The organism is Microbacterium paraoxydans (assembly GCF_020524545.1).
Taxonomy (GTDB): domain Bacteria; phylum Actinomycetota; class Actinomycetes; order Actinomycetales; family Microbacteriaceae; genus Microbacterium; species Microbacterium paraoxydans_C.
Window position 1 is genome coordinate 225441 of record NZ_JAIVLG010000006.1, and the last position, 20640, is coordinate 246080.

Annotated in this window: 21 protein-coding genes; 9 read left to right on the forward strand and 12 right to left on the reverse strand. The window is 70.3% G+C overall.

Features of this window, described 5'->3' with window-relative positions:
- Positions 1–9 precede the first annotated feature (9 nt).
- Genes LC041_RS13715 through fepB form a run of 5 tightly spaced genes read right to left on the reverse strand, consistent with a single transcriptional unit; the run spans position 10 to position 5094 of the window.
- Positions 10–1113, reverse strand: a complete 1104-nt coding sequence (locus LC041_RS13715; RefSeq protein WP_226533647.1) for an LLM class flavin-dependent oxidoreductase — start codon at positions 1111–1113, stop codon at positions 10–12.
- Positions 1110–1922, reverse strand: coding sequence for an ABC transporter ATP-binding protein (locus LC041_RS13720; RefSeq protein WP_308012787.1), 813 nt, complete (start codon positions 1920–1922; stop codon positions 1110–1112). Before LC041_RS13720 ends, LC041_RS13715 begins: the two co-directional genes overlap by 4 nt.
- On the reverse strand, positions 1922–3001 hold the full coding sequence (locus LC041_RS13725) for a FecCD family ABC transporter permease (protein WP_226533648.1): 1080 nt from the start codon (positions 2999–3001) through the stop codon (positions 1922–1924). The genes LC041_RS13720 and LC041_RS13725 overlap by 1 nt, the downstream gene beginning before the upstream one ends.
- Positions 2998–4050 (reverse strand): FecCD family ABC transporter permease, encoded by a 1053-nt coding sequence (locus LC041_RS13730; RefSeq protein WP_226533649.1) that lies wholly within the window; start codon positions 4048–4050, stop codon positions 2998–3000. Before LC041_RS13730 ends, LC041_RS13725 begins: the two co-directional genes overlap by 4 nt.
- A gap of 51 nt (positions 4051–4101) precedes the next feature.
- Entirely contained in the window at positions 4102–5094 is a 993-nt protein-coding gene (gene fepB / locus LC041_RS13735) for a Fe2+-enterobactin ABC transporter substrate-binding protein (RefSeq protein ID WP_226533650.1), read from the reverse strand.
- A gap of 149 nt (positions 5095–5243) precedes the next feature.
- Between fepB and LC041_RS13740 the strand changes: the two genes are divergently transcribed.
- Positions 5244–6689 carry a helix-turn-helix domain-containing protein gene (locus tag LC041_RS13740; protein ID WP_226533651.1) on the forward strand — a complete coding sequence of 482 codons (1446 nt, stop codon included), beginning with the start codon at positions 5244–5246 and terminating at the stop codon, positions 6687–6689.
- A 43-nt stretch (positions 6690–6732) separates the two neighbouring features.
- Here LC041_RS13740 and LC041_RS13745 read toward each other — a convergent pair whose 3' ends face one another.
- Together LC041_RS13745 and LC041_RS13750 are read right to left on the reverse strand one after the other, a co-directional pair.
- Positions 6733–7515 carry an ABC transporter ATP-binding protein gene (locus LC041_RS13745; protein WP_226533652.1) on the reverse strand — a complete coding sequence of 261 codons (783 nt, stop codon included), beginning with the start codon at positions 7513–7515 and terminating at the stop codon, positions 6733–6735.
- A gap of 137 nt (positions 7516–7652) precedes the next feature.
- A complete protein-coding gene (locus LC041_RS13750) occupies positions 7653–8609 on the reverse strand; it encodes an ABC transporter substrate-binding protein (protein ID WP_226533653.1) in 957 nt (318 codons plus the stop codon).
- 39 nt (positions 8610–8648) lie between these two features.
- Here LC041_RS13750 and LC041_RS13755 point away from each other — a divergent pair, with 39 nt between their 5' ends.
- From LC041_RS13755 to LC041_RS13770, 4 genes are read left to right on the forward strand one after another with little or no spacing between them, the layout of a single operon-like run.
- Positions 8649–9698: a FecCD family ABC transporter permease gene (locus tag LC041_RS13755; RefSeq protein WP_226533654.1), complete on the forward strand. Its 1050-nt coding sequence runs from the start codon at positions 8649–8651 to the stop codon at positions 9696–9698.
- On the forward strand, positions 9695–10744 hold the full coding sequence (locus tag LC041_RS13760) for a FecCD family ABC transporter permease (RefSeq protein ID WP_226533655.1): 1050 nt from the start codon (positions 9695–9697) through the stop codon (positions 10742–10744). The genes LC041_RS13755 and LC041_RS13760 overlap by 4 nt, the downstream gene beginning before the upstream one ends.
- The gene (locus tag LC041_RS17390; protein WP_226533656.1) at positions 10737–11543 is read left to right on the forward strand and encodes a siderophore-interacting protein; all 807 of its coding nucleotides are present in this window, start codon (positions 10737–10739) and stop codon (positions 11541–11543) included. The genes LC041_RS13760 and LC041_RS17390 overlap by 8 nt, the downstream gene beginning before the upstream one ends.
- 35 nt (positions 11544–11578) lie before the next feature.
- Complete coding sequence (locus tag LC041_RS13770) at positions 11579–12664, forward strand: mechanosensitive ion channel family protein (protein ID WP_226533657.1); 1086 nt, start codon at positions 11579–11581, stop codon at positions 12662–12664.
- Here the strand turns inward: LC041_RS13770 and LC041_RS13775 are convergent.
- The 4 genes from LC041_RS13775 to LC041_RS13790 form a co-directional block, all read right to left on the reverse strand.
- Positions 12616–12867, reverse strand: a complete 252-nt coding sequence (locus LC041_RS13775) for a hypothetical protein (RefSeq protein ID WP_226533658.1) — start codon at positions 12865–12867, stop codon at positions 12616–12618. The genes LC041_RS13770 and LC041_RS13775 overlap by 49 nt on opposite strands.
- Before the next feature lie 80 nt (positions 12868–12947).
- Positions 12948–13253, reverse strand: coding sequence for a protealysin inhibitor emfourin (locus tag LC041_RS13780; protein ID WP_226533659.1), 306 nt, complete (start codon positions 13251–13253; stop codon positions 12948–12950).
- Positions 13228–14298, reverse strand: a complete 1071-nt coding sequence (locus LC041_RS13785) for a M4 family metallopeptidase (protein ID WP_226533660.1) — start codon at positions 14296–14298, stop codon at positions 13228–13230. Before LC041_RS13785 ends, LC041_RS13780 begins: the two co-directional genes overlap by 26 nt.
- A 147-nt stretch (positions 14299–14445) precedes the next feature.
- The gene (locus tag LC041_RS13790) at positions 14446–14889 is read right to left on the reverse strand and encodes a hypothetical protein (RefSeq protein WP_226533661.1); all 444 of its coding nucleotides are present in this window, start codon (positions 14887–14889) and stop codon (positions 14446–14448) included.
- 160 nt (positions 14890–15049) lie between these two features.
- Between LC041_RS13790 and LC041_RS13795 the strand changes: the two genes are divergently transcribed.
- From LC041_RS13795 to LC041_RS13810, 4 genes are read left to right on the forward strand one after another with little or no spacing between them, the layout of a single operon-like run.
- Complete coding sequence (locus LC041_RS13795; protein ID WP_226533662.1) at positions 15050–16360, forward strand: ABC transporter substrate-binding protein; 1311 nt, start codon at positions 15050–15052, stop codon at positions 16358–16360.
- A gap of 2 nt (positions 16361–16362) precedes the next feature.
- Positions 16363–17325: a carbohydrate ABC transporter permease gene (locus tag LC041_RS13800; RefSeq protein WP_226533663.1), complete on the forward strand. Its 963-nt coding sequence runs from the start codon at positions 16363–16365 to the stop codon at positions 17323–17325.
- Positions 17322–18269, forward strand: coding sequence for a carbohydrate ABC transporter permease (locus tag LC041_RS13805; RefSeq protein ID WP_226533664.1), 948 nt, complete (start codon positions 17322–17324; stop codon positions 18267–18269). The genes LC041_RS13800 and LC041_RS13805 overlap by 4 nt, the downstream gene beginning before the upstream one ends.
- Positions 18269–19909, forward strand: coding sequence for an amylo-alpha-1,6-glucosidase (locus tag LC041_RS13810; protein WP_226533665.1), 1641 nt, complete (start codon positions 18269–18271; stop codon positions 19907–19909). Before LC041_RS13805 ends, LC041_RS13810 begins: the two co-directional genes overlap by 1 nt.
- Before the next feature lie 57 nt (positions 19910–19966).
- Here the strand turns inward: LC041_RS13810 and LC041_RS13815 are convergent, their stop codons facing one another.
- Positions 19967–20623 carry a GntR family transcriptional regulator gene (locus LC041_RS13815; protein WP_226533666.1) on the reverse strand — a complete coding sequence of 219 codons (657 nt, stop codon included), beginning with the start codon at positions 20621–20623 and terminating at the stop codon, positions 19967–19969.
- Between the last annotated feature and the right edge of the window lie 17 nt (positions 20624–20640).

Below are 20640 nucleotides of genomic sequence, written 5' to 3' on the forward strand. Positions count from 1 at the left end.
TCCCGACGACTACCCGGTGCCGCGCGCGCCTGCGCCTTCTCCGAGCATCCCGGCATGGTCGCCCACCACACCCCGTGCTCGCAGCCGCGGCATGACCTCGTCGCAGAGCAGCTCGACGGAGCGCCATGACCCCACCGGGAAGGCGATGAAGCCGTCGATCGCCTGCGCCTGCGAACGAGCGACGATCGACTCCACCGCATCCTCCGGCGTCCCGACCACCGACCAGTGGGGGCCCGTGCGTCGTGGCCCGCTCGGCGGGTACGTCGCCCGCTCGATCTCGGCGGCCTCGTCCCTCGTGCGGGCCAGCAGCAGAGACAGTCCGGGGAGCAGGCGCGGACGGTCGTGCCGTCCCGTGTCCTGCGCCGCGGCGCGGAGAGCTACGCGCTGTGCGGTTCCCGACTCCATCTCGATCGCCGATGCGAACATCGCATCGGCGCGGCGCCCTGCCAGGGCGATCGTCGACTCACCGCCCCCGGCGACCATGAGGGGGAGCGGCCGCGGGGTAGGGGCGGGAAGCGGGAGCGGGCCTGCGACCCGGAAGTTCTCGCCCACATGATCCGTGCGCCGCAACCGCTCCACCTCGATGAGCACACCGGCGTCGCGATCGACCCGCATCGCGGACGCGGGGAATCCCGCACGCAGCGACTCGACGACGTCGATCAGTTCCTCGGCCCGCCGCCATCGTGCCGCGGAATCCGGGAGGCGCTCGATCGAGAACTGCTCGTCCCCGGAGCGCGAGGTGACCACGTTCCATCCGAGGCGCCCTGGCGCCAGATGCTCGAGGGACACCAGCTGCCTGGCGACGGGATACGGCTCCGAGAAGGTCGCCGACACCGTCACCACCAGCCCGATCCGCCGGGTGGCCCCGGCCAGCTGCGCCGCCTGCACGATCGGGTCCAGACCGAGGTGCGCGGGATCGTTGCCGATCGTGTCCAGCGGCAGCGTGAGCGCATCGGGACGGAAGGCCAGATCGAAGCCCGCGCGCTCGGCGCGCACCACGGCGTCGACGATCGGACCGCCCGACAGCAGCTCCTCCGCCCGCGAGTCCGCCCGTCGCCACGCCTGGCCGCGCATCCAGGTCGGCGCTATCGAGAATCCGGCCACCAGCGTCATACGATCGCCTCCTCATCGGCCGACGCGAGGGGTGCGATCGGCACCACCATCGGCGTTCCCGTGACGGGGTGCTGCTGCACCAGCGCCTGCAATCCGAAAGCGTCGGCCACGAGCTCCGTCGTCATCACCTGCTCCGGAGCCCCCGTCGCGAGGACACGACCCTCCCGCATGACCACCAGATGGTCGGCGTAGCGGCACGCCTGATCGAGATCGTGCAGCACCAGCACCACGGTGCGCCCCTGCTCCCGGTTGAGTCGCCGGCACAGCTCCAGCACTTCCAGCTGGTGAGCGACGTCGAGATAGGTGGTCGGCTCATCGAGCAGCATCACCGGTGTCTCCTGCGCCAACAGCATCGCGATCCACGCGCGCTGTCGCTGCCCGCCGGAGAGCTCGTCCACCGGACGGTCGCGCAGCACCGCCACCCCCGTCGAGCGCATCGCGCGGTTCACCGCATCCGCATCCTCCGGCGACCACTGCTGCAGCAACCGCTGATGCGGATACCTTCCCCTCGCCACCAGCTCCGCCACCGTCACCCCGCCCGGGGCCGTCGCCGCCTGCGGCAGGAATCCGACCCGCCGTGCGAGCGCCTTCGGTGCGAAGGCCCTGACATCCTCGCCGCCCAGCAGCACCCTGCCGGACGCGGGAGTGAGCAGCCGCGCGAGCCCCCGCAGCAGCGTCGACTTCCCGCACGCATTCGCTCCGAGGATCACGGTGATCCTGCCCTCGGGGAGCGTCACATCCAGCTGCTCGACGATCGTCCGGTCGTCGTACCGCAGCGTCAGCCCCTCGGCCACCAGTGAATCCAACATCAGCGCCATCCCTTCCCCTCGGCCGAGCCTCGGCTCGGCAACAGCAGCCACAGCAGATAGAGGCCGCCCACGACGCCGGTCATCCTGCCGACGGGAACCGCGAACGTGACCGGCAGCAGTTGAGTCACCAGGTCGGCGATCACGAGCAGCGCCGCGCCCATCGCCGCTGCGCCGATCACCGGCGGTGCATCCGCACGCAGCAGCCGGCGTACCAGCTGAGGGGCGGCGAGCGCCACGAACGCGATCGGTCCGACCGCCGCCGTCGCCAGGGCAGCCAGCACCACGGCGCAGCCGACCAGGACGAGTCGGGTGCGCTCCACGCGCACTCCCAGCTGCTCGGCGATGTCGTCGCCCAGCTCCATCAGGCTCGCCCGCCGCGACAGCACGAGCACGATCGGGATCACGACGGCGACCCCGACGAGCACGGGCAGCGCATGACTCCACTGGCGAGCGTCGAGGGAGCCGGACAGCCACAGGTTCGCTTGACTGGACGCGTCGATGGTGCCGCGCACCAGAAGCAGACCGTTGACCGCGGCCGCGATCGCTCCGACCCCGATTCCGACGAGGATCAGCTGACGTCCGGCGATCCCGCCGCCGCGCCGCGCCAGCAGCATCACGATGCCCGCCGTGACCACGCCGCCGACGATGGTGCCGAGCGCGACCTGGGTGGGCTGTGCGCCGAACAGCACGATCTGCACCAGTGCCCCTGTCGCGGCACCGGTGGTGAAGCCGATGACATCGGGGGAGCCGAGCGCGTTGCGGGCGAGCGACTGGAAGATCGCTCCGGACACCCCGAGTGCGGCGCCGGCCCCGAGCGCGGCGAGCACGCGAGGAAGCCGGACCCCCTGCACCGCCCGGATCGTCGTCAGGTCGTCGGCGATACCGAAGACCGCGCTCGGCACCGCCTGCAGCGGCACCGGCAGGCTTCCCACCGTCATGGCGACCGCCCCGGCGGTGAGCGCCACGATGGTGAGCACCACCGTCACGACGACCGTCCGCGGCCGCACCAGCAGCGTGATTCCCCCCAGCCGCAACACTCGACGACCCCCCGGCGCCGCCGTCGTGGTCACCCCCGTCATAGCGGGGCCAAGCGTCGGCGGCGCACCAGCGCCACGAAGAACGGTCCACCGAGGACGGCGACCATGATGCCGACGCCCACCTCGCCGGGAGGCGCGACCACGCGTCCGAGCACATCCGCGACGAGCACCAGTGCCGCCCCGAGGGCCATGGCCGTCGGCAGCATGCGGTGATGGTCGGAGCCGACGAGCATCCGCGCCACGTGCGGCGCGGTGAGTCCGACGAACGCGACCGGACCGGCCGCCGCCGTGGCGCCTCCCGCGAGCACGACCACGGCCAGCCCTGCGACCGTCCAGACGACCGCGGGACGCGACCCCAGTGCGCGTGCCGTCTCCGGGCCGAGCGAGGCGGCATCGAGAGCCCGCGACAGCAGAAGCGCGAGCACGAGGCCGATCCCGATCAGCAGGGCGGCGGGCGGGAGCACGTCCACGTCACGTCCGGCGAGGGATCCGACCGCCCACGCGCGGTATCGGTCGAACACCATGTCGTCGCCATTGACGATCACGATCTGCGCCAGGGCGCCGAGCACGACGGACAGGGCGGCCCCCGCGAGCACCAGGCGCACCGGATCCGAACCGCGACGGACCCCGCCCAGCAGCATCACGAGTGCCCCGGCGACGGCGGCGCCGACGAGAGCGGCGCCGAAGTACGCGATCGGGGTGACGACCCCGACCAGGGCGATCGCGACCGCGACCGCCACCGCCGCACCCGCGTTCACGCCGAGGAGACCGGGCTCCGCGATCGGGTTGCGGGTGAGCGACTGCATCACGACACCGGCTGCGCCCAGGGCCGCCCCGACGAGCAGGGCCAGGGCCGCGCGGGGCAGTCGCCGGTTCATCAGCAGCAGATGCGCGTCGTCGCCGGGGTCATAGGCCCACACGGCACTCCACAGGTCCGAGGGAGCGAGCATCCGGGTCCCGACGATCGAGCTCAGCACGACGAGCGTGCCGACGAGTACGGTCGCGGCGACAAGCACGAGGACGAGGCGACCGCGGCTCACGCGTGGCGGAGCGGCTGTCGCCTCGTCGGGTGGCGAGGAGATGTCGATCATGGCGTTCCACGATCGACCGGCCGCTCCCCCCGAGCGGCCGGTCGACCCGTCTCAGGAGAACAGGTCCCGGACGTGCTCGACGATCTCGGTCGAGCTGTACAGGTCCATGCGGAACGAGTTCACGCCGAGTCCGTACACCTGACCGGCGGCCACCGACGGCACGTTCGCGAGCACCGGGTCCTCGGCGAAGCCCTTCGCGGTCTCGTCGTCGGCCGACAGGATGAACGTCGTCTCGCTCGTCAGCTGCAGCAGGTTCTCGTAGGTCGCCCACACGAAGTCGGCGCGTTCCTGCGCCTGGGTGTGCCAGGCAGGATCCGGATCCTCGACCGTGAAGCCGAGCGACTCGAGCAGATCGGCATGCGATCCGCCGACGCGGGCGATCGGATTGTCCTGGCCGGGGCCGTTGAAGGAGATGACGTTGGTGGTGCCGTCCGGCACGGTGATCGCGTCGGCGGTGTCGTTCACGAGGGCATCGAAGTCGGCGATCGTGGCCTCGGCCTCGCCCTCCAGGCCGGTGGCCTCGCCCAGCTCGACCGCGAGGTCCTGCCAGGTCTGAGCACCGTAGTCGACCACGATGGTCGGCGCGATCGACTGCAGGTCGGACACCTGGTCGGTCAGCGCGTCGCGTCCGCTCGTGGCGACCACGATCAGGTCCGGCTCCTCCGCCATCACCGCTTCGAGGTCGAACTCGCCGACGCTCCAGAGGTTGGCCACGTCGCGCTCGTCCGCGATGTCGGACCACTGGTCGAACCAGACGCCGCCCACCTGCGATCCGCTCGCCACGACGGGAGCGTCGATCGCGAGCAGCGTGCCGGTGACGGAGACGGCCGTGGACAGGACGCGCTCCGGCTGGGCAGGGATCTCGGTGGTGGTGCCGTCGGCGTTCTCGAAGACGCGCGGCCATTCCGCGGTCGCGGTCGCAGTGCCCTCTTCGGCGGGTTCCTCTTCGGCGGAGGCGGCGCAACCGGCGAGGGCGAGAGCGCTCGCCAGCACGAGGCCGACCACGGCCGTCGTGCGGCGGCGCGCAGATGCATAGATGGTCATGATTCCTTCCCATGGCCCCGGGCCGGAGGCCGGCGGGGCAGTCGTCCGCGGATGCGGGGCGTGCGTCGTCGTCGGCGCGGAGCTCGGGCGCTCCTCGATCAAGGTTAGGCTGGCCTTACCTTGCTCACCGCACCTGGATCGGCGCATTCTTGTCCTCATCTCCTCTCCTCGCCGTCGAAGCGATCCCGTCCACGCCGACGCGCACCGTGGTGCGGCCGGGAGCACCCGTGCTGGTGTGGATCGCCCGGGGCTCCGCGGAGGCGACGCTCGGCTCGTCGCGATGGTCGCTGGGCGCCGGGCAGGCGCTGTGGCTCCCCGCAGACACCGGCGCCGTGGTGCGCGGAGCGGACGGCTGCTGCATCCTGCCGATCCGCATCAGGGAAGCCGATCGGCGGGCCGGCCCCGAGGCGCCGTTCGTCGCCACCGTCACCGCCGCCGCCGTCTCGGCGCTGCTGGCCGCGTTCACCCGCAGCCTCGGCGTGCTCCACGGCGGCGGCGTCCGCGCGGCCGCCGTCCTCGACTGGATCGGGCACCCGACCGCGGCGATCACGGTGCCCGTCATGCCTTCCTCCCCGGAACTGCGTCGCATCGCCGACGCACTCCTCGCCGAGCCGACACGCTCCCCCGCGACCGTGGGGGCCGAGAACGGGCTCGGCGCGAGCGCGCTGGCCCGGCGCTTCCGCACCGAGACCGGATGGACGCCGCTGCGCTGGCGCAACCGGCACACGCTGGGACGTGCCGCCGAGGAACTGCGGCGCGGGAGCGGAGTCGCCGTGGTCGCCGCCGAGTCCGGGTACGGGAGTCCTCAGGCGTTCGCGCGCGCGTTCCACAGGGAGTGGGGCGTCGCACCCTCCGCCCTCGCCGAGCGGACCCGCGGACGGACACCGGCCGGCCGACGCGGCGCGGAGCTCGGCCCGCAGTGCAACGGGTACCACGTGGTGATCTGGGTCGCCGTCGGCAGCGTCGAGGTGCGCATCGACGAGCGGACGACGGTCGCACACGAAGGTGACATCGCCTGCCTCCCTGCCGGCACCTCCGCAGGTTTCCGGGCAGGAGCCGATTCCGCGGTCCTCCCGCTCGGATGGCTGCCCGGAGGCATCGACGTCGGTGCCGGAGTCATCGCCCGGACGAACGTGCAGGCGCCTCTCCTCCGCCTGGCCGCCTGGGCGTACGCAGACGTCGAACCCGTCACGGGCGGTGATCCGAGGGCCGTCCTGCAGACCGTTCTCGGAGTGGGGGAACCAGCGGGCATCCCGGTCCCGATCGTCGACGCGACGTACGCGCTTCTCGGACGCCTGGCGGAGCAGCCGGCGGACAGCCGGTCGGCCGCCGAGTTCGCCGCACAGCTCGGCGTGGCCCCTGCCGAGCTCCGGAACGCCGTCGAGGCACTGACCGGCACGACGCTCGCGACGTGGCGCGCTCGCACCCGGATGTCCTGGGCGCGGCGGTTGCTGCGCGACGGTCTGCATGCGTCGGAGGTCGCCGCCCGCGTCGGATATGCCGATGCGGCGGCCTTCAGCCGGGCGTTCCGTCGCGCTCACGGCGACTCGCCCACGCGATTCCTCCGGGCGCACTCCTCGCGCACGCCGCTGTGATCCGGGAGGGCGGGGGATCCTGCGAGGGCACCCTCGTCCGCCGCTACCGGCGCACCACCATGGGGGTCCCCGTGACGGGGTCGGGCGTGACCAGCGCATCGAGGCCGAACACCTCCGCCACCCGCTCTTCGGTGAGGAGCTCGGACGGTGCGCCGGTGGCGACGACCCGCCCCTCCTTCATGAGCACGAGGTGGTCGGCGTAGCGCGCAGCCTGGTTCAGGTCGTGCAGCACGGCGATCACGGTCTTGCCCCCGCCGTTGAGGCTTCGCAGAAGATCCAGCAGCTCGTACTGGTGCGCGATGTCGAGGAACGTCGTCGGTTCATCGAGCAGCATCACCGGGGTCTGCTGTGCGAGCAGCAAGGCGATCCAGACCCGCTGTCTCTGGCCGCCGGACAACTGATCGACGTAGCGCTCGGACAGCTCGGCGGTGTTCGTCGCGACCAGGGCGTCGCGGGTGGCGTCGTCGTCGACGGAGCTCCAGCGCTGCAGCCCCGAGTGATGCGGATAGCGCCCGCGTGAGACCAGGTCGGCGACCCGCATCCCCTCGGGAGCGATCGCATCCTGGGGCAGCAGGCCCATCCGGCGGGCGAGTTCCTTGGAACCGTACTCGCCGACCGCACGCCCGTCGAACAGCACGTCGCCGGACTCCGGGCGCAGCACCCGGGCGAGGGCGCGCAGCACGGTCGACTTGCCCGAGGCGTTCGGGCCGAGGATGACCGTGAACGATCCTTCGCGCAGGGCCAGGTCGACGCCGTCTACGACGACCCGGCCGTCGTAGGCCACCACGAGACGGCGTGCTTCGAGTGCCGGATGCGGTGCGGTCATGGGGGCCTCCGGTTCATGCCGACACGCCAGATGTCGGACGTGTTGGACGCATGCGTCCGACATCTGGCGTGTCGGCCCCTCGGGGGGAAGGGGAAGGGGAAGGGGAAGGGGAAGGGGGAAGGGGGAAGGGGGAAGGGTCAGCCCAGGAGGTCTTCGACCTGGTCGATCACCAGGTTGGCGCCGATCACGCCGATGCCGACCATCCAGGTGTCGTCCTCGACCTCGAAGGCGGAACCCGCCGCGACGCCGGGCTGCGCGCCCCAGAGCTTCGTGATCTGCGCCTGGGTGGTCGCGTTCGGGTCACCCCCGGGGCTCATGTAGAAGACCACGTCACCGTCGATCTGCTCGTACAGCTCCGGGCTGAGCTCCATCATCGACCACTCGTTCCAGTCGCGGTCCGCGCCCAGGTCGAAGCCCATGTCGGTCAACAGCGAGCCCGAGAAGGTGCCGGGGCCGTAGAGGCGGAAGTTGTCGGCGCGGAAGCGCACGATCGACGCCGTCGTGCCCTCGGCATCGACGGCCTCCCCGACCTCCGCGGCGCGGTCCTCGACGCCCTGGATGAGCTCGTCCATCGCGTCGCTCCGGTTCACGGCGGCGGCGGTGAGTTCGGCCTGTTCGGTCCAGTTCGTGCCGGTGTCCTCGGAGAAGACGGTGGGCGCGATCGCCGAGAGCTCGTCGTACAGGGCTTCATGGCGCACCTTCGACCCGATGATCAGGTCGGGCGCGAGGTTGGCGATCGCGTCGACGTCGGGCTCGGCGATGAAGCCGATCGGCTCGGTCTCCGCGAGCTCGTCGGCGAGGTAGGCCGGGAAGCCGCGACCGGCACCGATCTCAGGGGCACCGACGGGCGTGATCCCGAGGGCCACCAGCGCGTCGATCTGCGGGGAGTCGAGGACGACGATCCGCTCGGGAACCGTCTCGAACTCGGTCTCGGCCATCGCGTGCTCGACGGTGTACGCGGCGCCCTCGTCGGCCGGGGCAGACTGCTCGGCGGCAGGTGAACTCGAGCAGCCGGTGGCGATCAGGGCGATCGCGGCGAGGGACGCGGCAGCGGTGAAGAGCGGACGGAAGGGGAATCGGGGAGGAGTGGTCACGTGCAACGACCCGAACATATTTGGTTAGGCTAACCAAATATGTTCTCCGTATCCGCCAGCGTGGACCGTCGTCGCGCTCCGGCGGCGGCATCCCGAGTCACGGCCTGGACCGGCGTCGCCCTGGTGTCGGGCATCCTGATCGTCTCGCTCGGGCTGAGCCTGGCGATCGGCGCCCGGTTCGTGCCCCTCGATCAGGTCGTCGCGTCCTTGTTCGGTGCGGGCGATCAGAACGTCCTCAACATCGTCGGAGAGCTGCGCGTCACACGAACCGTCAACGCCGTGATCTGCGGCATCGCGCTCGGCGCGGCGGGGGTGCTGATGCAGGCGCTCACGCGCAACCCGATCGCGGACCCGGGAATGCTCGGCGTCAGCGCCGGTGCGTCGTTCGGGGTCGTCGCCGGGATGAGCGTGTTCGGTGCGCTCGGTGTCGGCGGCGCCGTCTGGCTCGCGCTCGCCGGGGCGGCCCTGGCCTCGGCGGTCATCTTCTGGTTCTCCGGTACGCGGTTCGCCTCGGGTTCGCCCGTGCGACTGATCCTCGCGGGGGTGGCTTTCTCCGCGATCCTGGCGGGCGCATCGCAGGCGATCGTGCTGACGGATGAGACCGTGCTCGATGCGTTCCGCTTCTGGCGGGTGGGCTCGCTCACCGCGCGACCGGTCGAGGAGGCACTCGGCCTGGTCGTGTTCATCGTGGCCGGCGTGATCCTCGCGCTGCTGCTCGGCCCCGCGTTGAATCTCCTGGCCCTCGGAGACGACAGCGCGATGGCCCTGGGCGTCAAGCCGGGCGTCGTCCGTGCGTTGGTCCTCGTCGCCGTCACGCTCCTGTGCGGCACGGCGACCGCGATCGCGGGGCCCATCGCCTTCGTCGGCCTCGTCATCCCGCATCTGCTGCGCCGATTCGTCGGACCCGACCTCCGCATCCTCCTGCCGCTCTCTCTGCTGGCGGCACCCGCGATGCTGCTGCTGGCCGACACGCTCGGCCGCGTCATCGGGGGCGGAGGCGAGGTGCAGGTGGGCATCGTGACCGCCCTGGTGGGCGGCCCCCTGCTCATCGCCTTCGTGGTCGGTCGACGGACGGCGGGGATCTCGTGAGCGCGCACACGCACGCCCTCACGGCCGACGACCGGGTCCTGCGCGGGTCTCGCTGGTCGATGCGTTTCAGCCACCGCGCGGCGCTCGTCTGCGCCGTCCTCGCCGGGCTCCTGCTCGCGCTCCTGGTCGCCGCGCTCATGATCGGCGAGTACGTCGTCACCCCGCACGCGCTGATCCAGACGCTGCAGGGAAACCCGCCGGAGCGACTCGATGAGTTCTTCGTGCTCGGGCGTCGTCTGCCCCGCAGCCTGGTCGCAGTGGTCGTCGGGGCGAGTCTGGCGGTGGCCGGCGCGGTGTTCCAGACCTTGACGCGCAATCCGCTCGCGAGCCCCGACGTGATCGGGATCAGCAGCGGAGCCTCGGTCGGCGCCGTGCTCGTGATGCTCGTGCTGGGTGGTTCGCTGGCTCAGGCGGCGCTCGGTGCGGTGGTCGGAGCGCTCGTGATCGCCGGAGTGATCGTGCTGTTCGCCGCACGGTCCGGACTCCACGGCGTGCAGTTGATCCTCACAGGTGTCGCCCTCTCCGCCACCGCCATGGCGGTCGTCGACTACGTGCTCACCCAGGTGTTCGTCGCGAGCGCCACGACGGCGCAGACCTGGCTGGTCGGGTCGCTGCAAGGACGGGGATGGGACGACCTCGTGCCCGCGCTGATCGCCCTCCTGCTGATCGTGCCGCTTCTGCTCGCGGCCGCCCCCGACGCGCGGATGATGGCCCTCGGCGACAGCGTCGCGATCGCGCTGGGCGTGCGCACGGTGCGCGCGCGGTGGATACTGCTGGCCGCGGCGACCCTGTTGGTCGCCGTCGCCGTGGCCACTGCCGGACCCATCTCGTTCATCGCGCTCATCGCGCCGCACATCGCCCGCCGGCTCAGCGGCACCACCAGCTTCCTCGCGGCGGGCCTGGTGGGGGCGCTGCTGCTCCTCGCCGGCGACCTGCTCGCGCAGAACATCTTCCCGGCGCCGATCCCGGTCGGGGTCGTCACCATCACCGTCGGCGGCGCATTCTTCCTGTGGCTGCTCTGGAGAGAGGGGGCTCGGCGTGGCTGAGCACACCGTCAACCGCGTCCGTCCCCCGCAGCGCCCCCGGCGCACCGGGGCACGGGTCTTCCCCGCCCGCGTGAGCGCTGTGCGCGATCTGACCCCGCACATGCGACGCCTCACGATCGCGGCGCAGGAGCTTGCCGACTATGCGCCGGTCGGGCCCGACGAGTACCTCGGGCTCCTGCTCCCGCGGTCGGAGGAGCACCCGCTGGTTCTTCCCCGCAACGACGGGACGGAGAACATCCGTGCGGCGGTCGCGGCCATCGCGGAGGACGAGCGTCCCGACCTGCGCTGGTACACGGTGCGGGATCACCGCCCTGATGCCGAGGAGCTCGACATCGATTTCGTCGTGCACGGCGATGAAGGGCCGGGCACCCGATTCGCCGGGCGTGCGCAGGTCGGTTCGGCTCTCGGCATCCGCGAGTGCACCGCGCTGTACGCCCCGCTGCCCGAGACCCGTTCGCGCGTGATCGTCGGCGATGAGTCCGCACTTCCGGCGATCGCCCGGATTCTGGAGACGACCGATGCGCCACAGACGCACGTGTTCATCGAGATCGCGGATGCGGCCGAGAAGCAGGACCTCGCGGGTGAGGTCACGTGGGTCGAACGCGGCGGAGAGCTCCCCGGGGCACGACTGCACGAGACGATCCGCGCCGCTGCTCTCCCGGAGGAGATCGACTACGCCTGGGTCTGCGGTGAGCGGCTCGCGGTGCAGGAGATTCGTCGGCATCTCGTCGACCACGGTGTCTCGAAGGACCGCATCACCTTCTCCGGCTACTGGCGTCTGGGGGAAGCACGAGGCTGAGAGGGGCCATCGCCGACCGCGGATAGGGTGGACGGATGTCTTCCGGCTTCGAATGGGAATCCTGGATCGGCACGGTCGTGGCGATCGCGGTCGCCGTGGTCAGCGTGACCGCTCTCCTCGTCCTGCTGCGATTGGTCACGGTGCTCGTGGGCCGTCGCCTGCCCTGGGTGCGTGATCTCGCGCGGAGGGTGCGCAACGCGGCCACGGCGACGGCGCTCGTGGTCGCGGTCTGGATCGCCGGCGCGACCACGGTCGCGGGGGAGCAGGAGTGGTGGCCGGCGGTCTCCCGGCTCTTCCTGATCGCGACCATCATCACCGGGTCCTGGCTCATCGCCGCCGCCGTCTCCTTCGGCTTCGAACGGCTGATCGCCCGCGAGGAGATCGTCCTGGTCGGTCCGGAGGCCCGCCGTCGGCGCACGCAGCTGCTCGTCATCCACCGGCTCGTCCTGGTCACGATCGCCGTGCTCGCCCTCGGTACCGTGCTGTTCACCTTCCCCGAGATGCGCGCGGTCGGTACGAGCCTTCTCGCGTCGGCCGGAATCGCGAGCATCATCGCCGGTCTCGCGGCGCAGTCGATCCTGGGAAACCTCATCGCCGGGGTGCAGGTGGCCTTCACGGACGCGATCCGCGTCGGGGACGTCGTGGTGGTGGAGGGCGAATGGGGACGGATCGGCGAGATCAACCTGTCGTACGTGGTCGTCTACATCTGGGATGAGCGACGCCTCGTCGTGCCGTGCAGCTACTTCACGTCGACACCGATCGAGACGTGGACACGCAGATCCGACAAGATCCTCGGCACCGTGTATCTGGATCTGGACTGGCGTGTGCCGATGGACGCTGTGCGCGAGGAGTTCCAGCGCATCGTGGAGGCATCGCCGGCGTGGGACGGTCGATCCTCGAGCGCCCTGGTGACGGATGCGCAGGGCGGACACGTCACCGTCCGGCTGGTGATGTCCGCCAAGGACTCCGACGACCAGTGGACGATCCGCTGCGAGGTGCGGGAGAAGATGGTGGGCTGGTTGCAGCGGGAGTATCCGGACGCACTGCCTCGCACCCGAGTGGAGCTCGAACCTCAGTCGGATTCCTCGTCCGCACCCTCGACGGGTTCCTCCGCGTCGTAGTCGGCTGCGGTCTGCGCGGCCGACTCGGTGATCGGGAAGACGATCGAGCTGACCTCGGTGGTCGCCCCGAAGCCGAGACCGAGCGAGAGGGGATCGACGGCGGGCTCCTCACCGAGCGTCTCGGCTTCGGAGCGCTCCACGGGCTCCGAAGGCAGCGCCCACGGACTCTCTTCTTCTTCCGGCTTCTGCTGGAACATTCCCATGGGTCCATTGTGAACCCCCGCCGCGGTGCGGAGGCCGGATTCACCCGGGATCGATCGGATGCCGGAGACAGGGCGGACGGTCAGCCCGCCGCGTGGCGCACCGCCTCGACCAGCGCGCGCCACGGCCCGTCGAGCGCGGAGTCAGGCAGCTCGCGTTCGCGGCGTTCCACCGGAGTCCGGGCGCGAATGCTCCACACGAACCGGTCCGCGCCGGTGCCGGTCGGCGCCTCCTGATCCCAGGGGCATCGGTCGATGAGGTCGACCCAGTCGCCGGCGTCGTCGGGTCCTGCTTCCACCTGCCACCGGCGACGGATGCCCGCGATGCCGCCCGTGCGGACGACGGCGATCACGATCGGGGCATCAGTCGCGGGAGGAGGCTCGCTCATCTGCATAGACTCCCACGACGGTCCACGCGCGTCGAGCCGCAGCAGCCGTGGTCTCGTCGATCGCCGTGGCTGCGGCGACCGTCGCATCGGCGAACTCGACGAAGGACGCCGTGCTCGACAGGCCGCCGGTGAGCGCCCGGTACCAGACCGTCCCCGCGCGCTCCCAGGCCTTGCCGCCGAGGTCGATGGCGAACAGGGCGAAGGCGCGGTTGGGGATGCCGGAGTTGATGTGCACGCCGCCGTTGTCCTCGGTCGTGCGCACGAAGCCGCTCACGTGGTCGGGCTGCGGGTCTCTGCCGAGCTCGTCATCGTCGTACGCGGTGCCCGGGGCGATCATCGAGCGCAGCGCCGCGCCCTCGACGGCATCCGTGAAGATCTCGGCACCGATCAGCCAGGAGGCGCCGTCCGCCGTCTGCCCGAGCGCGTACTGCTCGGTCAGGGCGCCGAAGACGTCGGCGATCGACTCGTTCAGCGCGCCCGGCTGGCCCTGGTACTCGAGGTTCGCCGTGTGCTGCACGACGCCGTGCGCGAGCTCATGCCCGATGACCGTGAGCGAGCCGGTGAAGTGCTGGAACACCTCGCCGTCGCCGTCGCCGAACACCATGCGCTCGCCGTCCCAGAACGCGTTGTCGTAGTCGACGCCGTAGTGGACCGTCGCATCCAGAGGGGCACCGGCATCGTCGAGGGAGTTGCGCCCGAAGGCCGACAGCAGCATCTCGAAGGTGGCGCCGAGACCGTCGAAGGCTTCGTTGACCGCGCCGTCGGCCACGGGGGCGTCGTCTTCGCCGCGAACCACCGCACCGGGCAGGCGCTGCGTGTTGCCGGCGTCGCTGATGGTGCGGTTCGGGGCGTCCGACAGCTGGGCGACCAGGTCGCCGTTCTCGTCGATCGACAGGTCGATGCGGGCGCGGAACGGTGGTCGTCCGGCTGTGAGCGTCTGTCTCGCGGCCGCCGCAGCCTTCGGGAAGCGCCCCGATTCGGCCAAGCGTGCGAGCAGGTACGACGGGACCACTCCATGACGCTGTGTCGATTCTGTGCTGCTCATGGATCGACCCTACGCCGGGCCTCGGACGCCCGTGGGACGCGGAAGCATGATGTGAAGGAGATCTCACGCTGTGAAGGAGGCTTCGGCCCGGGCTCCCCTTCATTGCGTGAGATCTCCTTCATGACGCGTGCGCTCGCCGGAGCGGTTTCACTCCCGCTCGATGCTCAACACGGTCGTGCGGATGCCGTCGGACTCGTACTGCACCGGCATCCCGGGGTGTGCGGACGAGAACCAGAAGATGCCGTCGGCGGTGTCGTACCGCCGACACGTCAGCTCGCCCAGCGGCGAGGACAGCGGCACGGTCGACATGCTCGTCGTCTCGGCGTCGAAGGCCGCGTGACCCTGGAGCTCGATCCAGGTCACCCGGCTCGAGACGACCGCGTTCGGGTCGGCCGCGGCCCAGCGATCGAGGGTCGCGCCCTCCTCATCCGTGTGGTGGAAGCGGTTGACGTGCTCGCCCAGCGGCCCGTCGGGGCCTTCCAGGAGGAGGCGGATGCGCTTCCCCTTGCCGGTCGCGTCTCTGATCTCTTCGGCGGTGAACGGCGTCGGCAGGAGGCCGGGGCCGAGCAGGTGCGGGTCGGGATCGGTCATGCACCCAGTCTGCGGCACGGGTGACCGGTACGTCACGGGATGGTCTCGATGACCGCCGACCCGGGGACCTCCTTGACAGAATTGCGTTCTGTATACAGAATACGAGTACGTCCGAAGGGCGTTCCCGACACGATCTTCCAATGATGAAAGAGGTAGCGAGATGGCACGTGCGAACGTGACGCGGTATCTGGCACTGGGCGCCGCCGGCGCTCTGGCCCTGGGGCTGGCCGCGTGCAGCGGCGGCGGGGGAGGCGGCGGCGTCGATGCCGACGGCAACGCGACGGTCATCTGGTCCACCTGGGGAACGGCGGACGAGCTGACCCGCTACGAGGAGTTCAACAAGGACTTCATGAAGCGTCACCCCGACATCACCGTCAAGCTCCAGCCCGTCGCCGGCTACGGCGACTACCACTCCAAGCTGCTCGCACAGCTCACCAGCAACACCGCGCCCGATGTGTTCTACGTCGGTGACGACATGATCGGCCAGTTCGTCGCATCCGACCGGCTGATGCCGCTCAGCGACCTGATGGAGTCCGATGCGAGCCAGACCACGAAGGACGACTTCTTCCCCGGCCTCTTCGGGGCGGCAGAGGAGGACGGCGAGGTCTACGCGGCCCCGAACGACTCGAACCCCGACGTGTTCTGGTACGACAAGCAGGCGCTGGAAGCCGCCGGGATCACCGAGGATCCCGCCACGCTGGCCGAGAACGGCGAGTGGACGACCGACAAGTTCCTCGAGATGAACACCAAGCTCCACGACGCCGGCCTCACCGGGACGATGTACTGGAACTACTGGGCCACGCACTGGAGCTGGCTGTCGTCCCAGGGGCTTCCGGCGCCGTACGACGAGTCGGACGCCTTCGTCGCGAACGAGGACCCCGCCTCGGTGGAGTCGGTGCAGCAGCTCGGCGACCTCTTCCAGGACGGCACCTTCGTCGTCGCCGACACGCTTCCCGACGGCGCCGGAGCGGACAGCGTCTTCGTGACGCACAAGGCCGGGTTCTTCGTGCAGGGCCGCTACACGATCGGGACGGTCAAGGCCACGGGTGAGGAAGACAGCTACGACATCGTCCGCTGGCCGACGCCCGACGGCGAGGCCGCTCCCACCGGGGTCGCGACGAGCTTCCTCGCGATCAACGGCAAGACCAAGGTGAAGGACGCGGCGTTCACCTTCTGGACCGAGTTCCTCTCCGCCGAGGGCCAGACCTTCCGTCTCGAAGGCGGCGGCAACGCGGTCCCGTCGATCAAGGGCGCCGACGACGTCGTGCTCGAAGGCGGCTACCCGGTGCACGCGCAGACGTTCCTCGACATGCGCGACATCGGCTTCACGAACTACCCCGCCGAGGCCCGCGTGCCCGGTCTGCCGGTCGCCATCTCCGAGGAGTTCCAGAAGCTCTACGAGGGCAAGACCGATGCGCAGGAGACGCTCGACACGATCGCGGGCGTGGTCGAGGACCGGTCGGAGAAGTAGGAGTGAGCACGCTCACCGAGAACGGACGGATGCCGCAGGCCACGCCTGCGGCATCCGTCCCGCCCCTGCGCCGGGAAGCCGCCTGGCGCCGGCGGGATCGGGCCTGGGGCTACGTCTTCGTCGCTCCGCAGCTGCTCGGCATGGCGCTGTTCGTCGTGCTGCCGTTCGCCGCCAGCCTGGTGCTGGCCTTCGCCGAGTGGGACGGCCTGGGCGAGCTCACGTGGGTGGGGCTGGCGAACTTCGCCGATCAGCTGCAGGACCCGCTGCTCGCACGCGCGATCATCAACACCCTGCTGATCGCGATCATCACCGTCCCGATCGGCCTCACGCTCGCGGTCATCGTCGCCGTCGCACTCGAGAAGCTGAAGACGCGCACGCTCTACCTGATCCTGTTCTTCGCCCCGGTGGTCACCTCGACCGTTGCCGTCGCCATGATCTGGCAGCAGATGTTCCGCGCGGACGGGCTGCTCTCGACCACGATCTCGAAGGTCTTCGGGATCACGCCCCCGGATTGGCTGCAGGATCCGAAGCTCGCGCTCCTCGCCGTCTGCATCGTGACGATCTGGTCGTCGATGGGTCTGAACGTCGTGATCTTCCTCGCCGGGCTGCAGAACATCTCGCCCTCGGTGATCGAGGCCGCCCGCATCGACGGCGCCGGCGCCGTGCGGCTGTTCACCAGCATCCGGCTCCCGCTGCTCTCGCCGATCGTGTTCTTCTCCTCGGTGATCGCGTTCATCTCGTCGTTGCAGACCTTCGACACGGTCTACGTGCTGGTCTCCGGCGGCGGCCCCGACAACGCGACGCGCACGATCGTGTATCACATCTTCGACCTCGGCTTCGGGCGTTTCGAGTTCGGGCTGTCCAGCGCGGCCAGCATCATCCTGCTCGTGCTCACCCTGGTCATCACGGCCATCCAGTTCGGTGCGCAGAAGAAGTTCGTCCACTACGAGGATGACCCGGCATGACCCTCCAGACCACACCCCTCGGCGACGCCGCCGCCCCCGCGACCGACTCCACCGTCGCGCTCACCGCTCCCGGATACCGTCAGCGTGGACGGGGAGGACCGGGGCCGGGACGCGCCCGTCGGCGTCTCGGCTCGACCGCGCTGCACGTGCTCCTCGTCATCGGCGGCATCTCGATGGTGTTCCCGTTCGTCTGGATGCTGCTGACGTCGTTCAAGACCCTTCCGCAGCTGCTCAAGAACCCGCTGGAGTTCCTGCCGAACCCGTGGACCGTCGACAACTACGTCGAGGCCTGGAACGCGGTGCCGTTCGCGCAGGCCTACCTGAACAGCGCGTACATCGCCGTGCTGGTGGTGGTCGGCACCCTGATCACCGCGTCGATGGCGGGCTACGCGTTCGCCCGCATCCGCTTCCGGGGCAGCAAGGTGATCTTCATCGTGTTCCTCGCGACGCAGATGATCCCGGCGCAGGTCACCCTGATCCCCTTCTACCTCCTGATGTCACAGCTCGGCTGGGTGGACTCGCATCTCGCGCTGATCGTGCCCGGGATGATCGCGAACCCCTTCGCCGTGTTCCTGATGCGGCAGTTCGTCCTCGCGCTGCCGCGTGAGCTGGAGGAGGCGGCGCTGGTGGACGGCGCGGGCCGCTGGCGCATCTTCTGGAGCATCGTGCTGCCGAACCTGAAACCCGGTCTCGCCGCGCTCAGCATCATCACCGCCCTCGGCGTCTGGAACGCCTTCCTGTTCCCGCTGGTGCTGCTGAACACCCCGGATCTGTTCACCGTCCCGCTGCTGCTGACCTCGTTCCAGGGGCAGTTCGGCTCCATCAACTACGGGCTCGTGATGGCGGCATCGGCGATCGCCACCGTGCCGATGCTCATCGTGTTCGTGATCGGCCAGCGGAAGATCCTCAACAGCATGGCCGCCTCGGGACTCGGAGGGCGGTGATGACGGATCCTGCCGTCCTCGCCGGACGCCACCTCGATCTCATCTCGGCGCCGTTCACGCTGCCGCGCTCTCGTGTGCTCGTGTTCCGCGCCGAGGACGGGAACGGCGTGCGCGTGCACACCTCGGAGTACGAGCGGCGGCTGTCGGAGTGCCGGGTGCTGGATGCTCTGACCGTGATCGGTCCTGGCGGTGACGTGCTCCCGGTGACCGACGTGCATCCGTCGCGGGTGGTGTTCGGGCTGGGAGCGGCGACGCTGACCTTCGCCGACCCCTCCGCGCTCAGTCTGGGCGGGGATCCGGGAGCGCGCCTGAGCCTGCGGCGTCCGGATGACAGCGTCGAGGAGCATCCGCTCGGCGGCGGCATCCGGCTGCACGTCGACGCGGATCGTGCGGTCTCGGTGGAGCGCGGCGACCACGCTGCGGCGCTCGCCGAGACCGAGCGGGTGTGGGGCGACTGGTTCGCGAAGTGCCCGCGCGTGCGCGACGATCTGCAGGAGATGACCGCGTTCTGCTGGTGGGTGCTCGGGGCGAACATCGTCGAGCTGCCCTCTCTCGGCGACGCGCGAGCCATCGTGCCGTCGAAGATCGGCTACGTCGGTCTCTGGCAGTGGGATGCGTACTTCATCGCCGTCGGGTTGCGACACGGCGACCCGGAGCTCGCGCGCGAACAGCTCGACCTCGCCTTCCGGTTCGCCCAGACCGACGGGCAACTGCCCGACGTGGTGCACGAGCTTGGTGTGCTCGCGACCAGCGACGACTTGCCCGAGAGTGACCGCGCCAACCTGCGCAGGGCCGGGTCGCAGATCGCCGACCCGAGCGCACCGGTGCCGCTGACCAAGCCGCCGCTCGCCGCGTGGGCGCTGCGCAAGGTGCTCGAGGTCGAGGACGCCCCCGACTACGCGAGGACGCAGCTGGCGCGCATCGTCCGCTCGCAGGACTGGTGGTTCGCCGGGAGCGACCTCGACCATGACGGGATGCCGGAGTACGGGCACCCCTATTCGTCGGGGCTCGACGACAGCCCGATCTTCGACGGGCCGCTGCCGACAGCCGCGCCCGATCTGGGGGCGTACCTGGTGCGGCAGGACCTCGAACTCGCCGACCTGCTGCGCCGCTACGAGCCGGGGGCCGACGTGTCGCGCTTCGAGGAGAGGGCCGCGACCACGCAGGAGCTGCTGTTGCGGATGTGGGATCCCGAGCGGGCACGCTTCCTCGCCTTCGGCGGAGGGGAGCCGCAGCTCAGCGACACCGTCGTCGGGTTGATGCCGCTGCTCACGGGCACGCTGCCGACGTCGATCGCCGAGGCGTTGCGCGCTGCCGTCGACGACCCTTCGCGGTTCGCTCAGCCCTGGGGGCTGCCGACGGTCGCAGCTTCCGACCCCGACTATTCGGACGAGCGGATGTGGCGCGGGCCGGTGTGGGTCAACACGAGCATGCTTGTCGCCGAGGGGTTGGAGGCGTCGGGGTACCCCGAGCGCGCGCGGGAACTGCGGGCGCAGACGGTGGCCCTCGTCATCCACGGCGGCGGTCCGCACGAATACTTCAACCCGCGCACGGGGTTCAAGGCCGAGCGTGCGACGACCGCCTTCGGGTGGTCGGCCGCCCTGTTCATCGACCTCGCGGTCACGCTGTCGCGCGGTTGAATCGGCGAGCTGGGTGTGGTGAAACGGCGAGTCCGGGCCGGGAGCGCCCGGCGGGAGTCAGGCCGTGAAGTAAGAGCTCGTGGCGTTGTCGAGGATGCGCTGCATGCCGTGCATCCAGTTGAGCTTGAGGGCGTCGACCGCGCCGGGGATATCGCCGTCGGCGAGGTGCCGAGCGATCTCGGCGTGCTCGGCGGCGACACGTTCGACCTTGACGTCTTCGGGCACGAGCAGCGACTCGTAGCGGTGGAACGAGCTGCGCACGTTGTCGATCACGGCCAGGAGGCGGGTGTTCGGGCAGGCGGACAGCATCACGCTGTGCCACTCGTCGTCCTTGGTGATGACCAGCTGGTGCTCCACGAGCTCGTCCGCGAAGGCGTCGGCCATCGCCTTGAGCCTCTTCCCGATCGCGCGCAGCTCCTCGGGCGGACTCAGCTCGAGCGCCAGGCTCTCGAGTGCAGCCATGACCGGCGCGAGGTCACGGAACTCGGACGCACTGAGCGGCACGAAGCGGAAGCCCTTGCCGTTCTCGCTCTCGATCTGCCCTTCGGACTCCAGGGCGATGAGTGCCTCGCGCAAGGGTGTGCGGCTCACGCCGAGCTCGGTGGCGAGCTGGACCTCGTTGATGCCCTCGCCGGGCTGCACGAGTCCGGCGCGCATGCGGGTCAGCAGCTCCTGTCGAACTTGCGAGCGCAGGTTCTTGCGTTCGATCGCCATGCGTCCCCTCTTCTGCC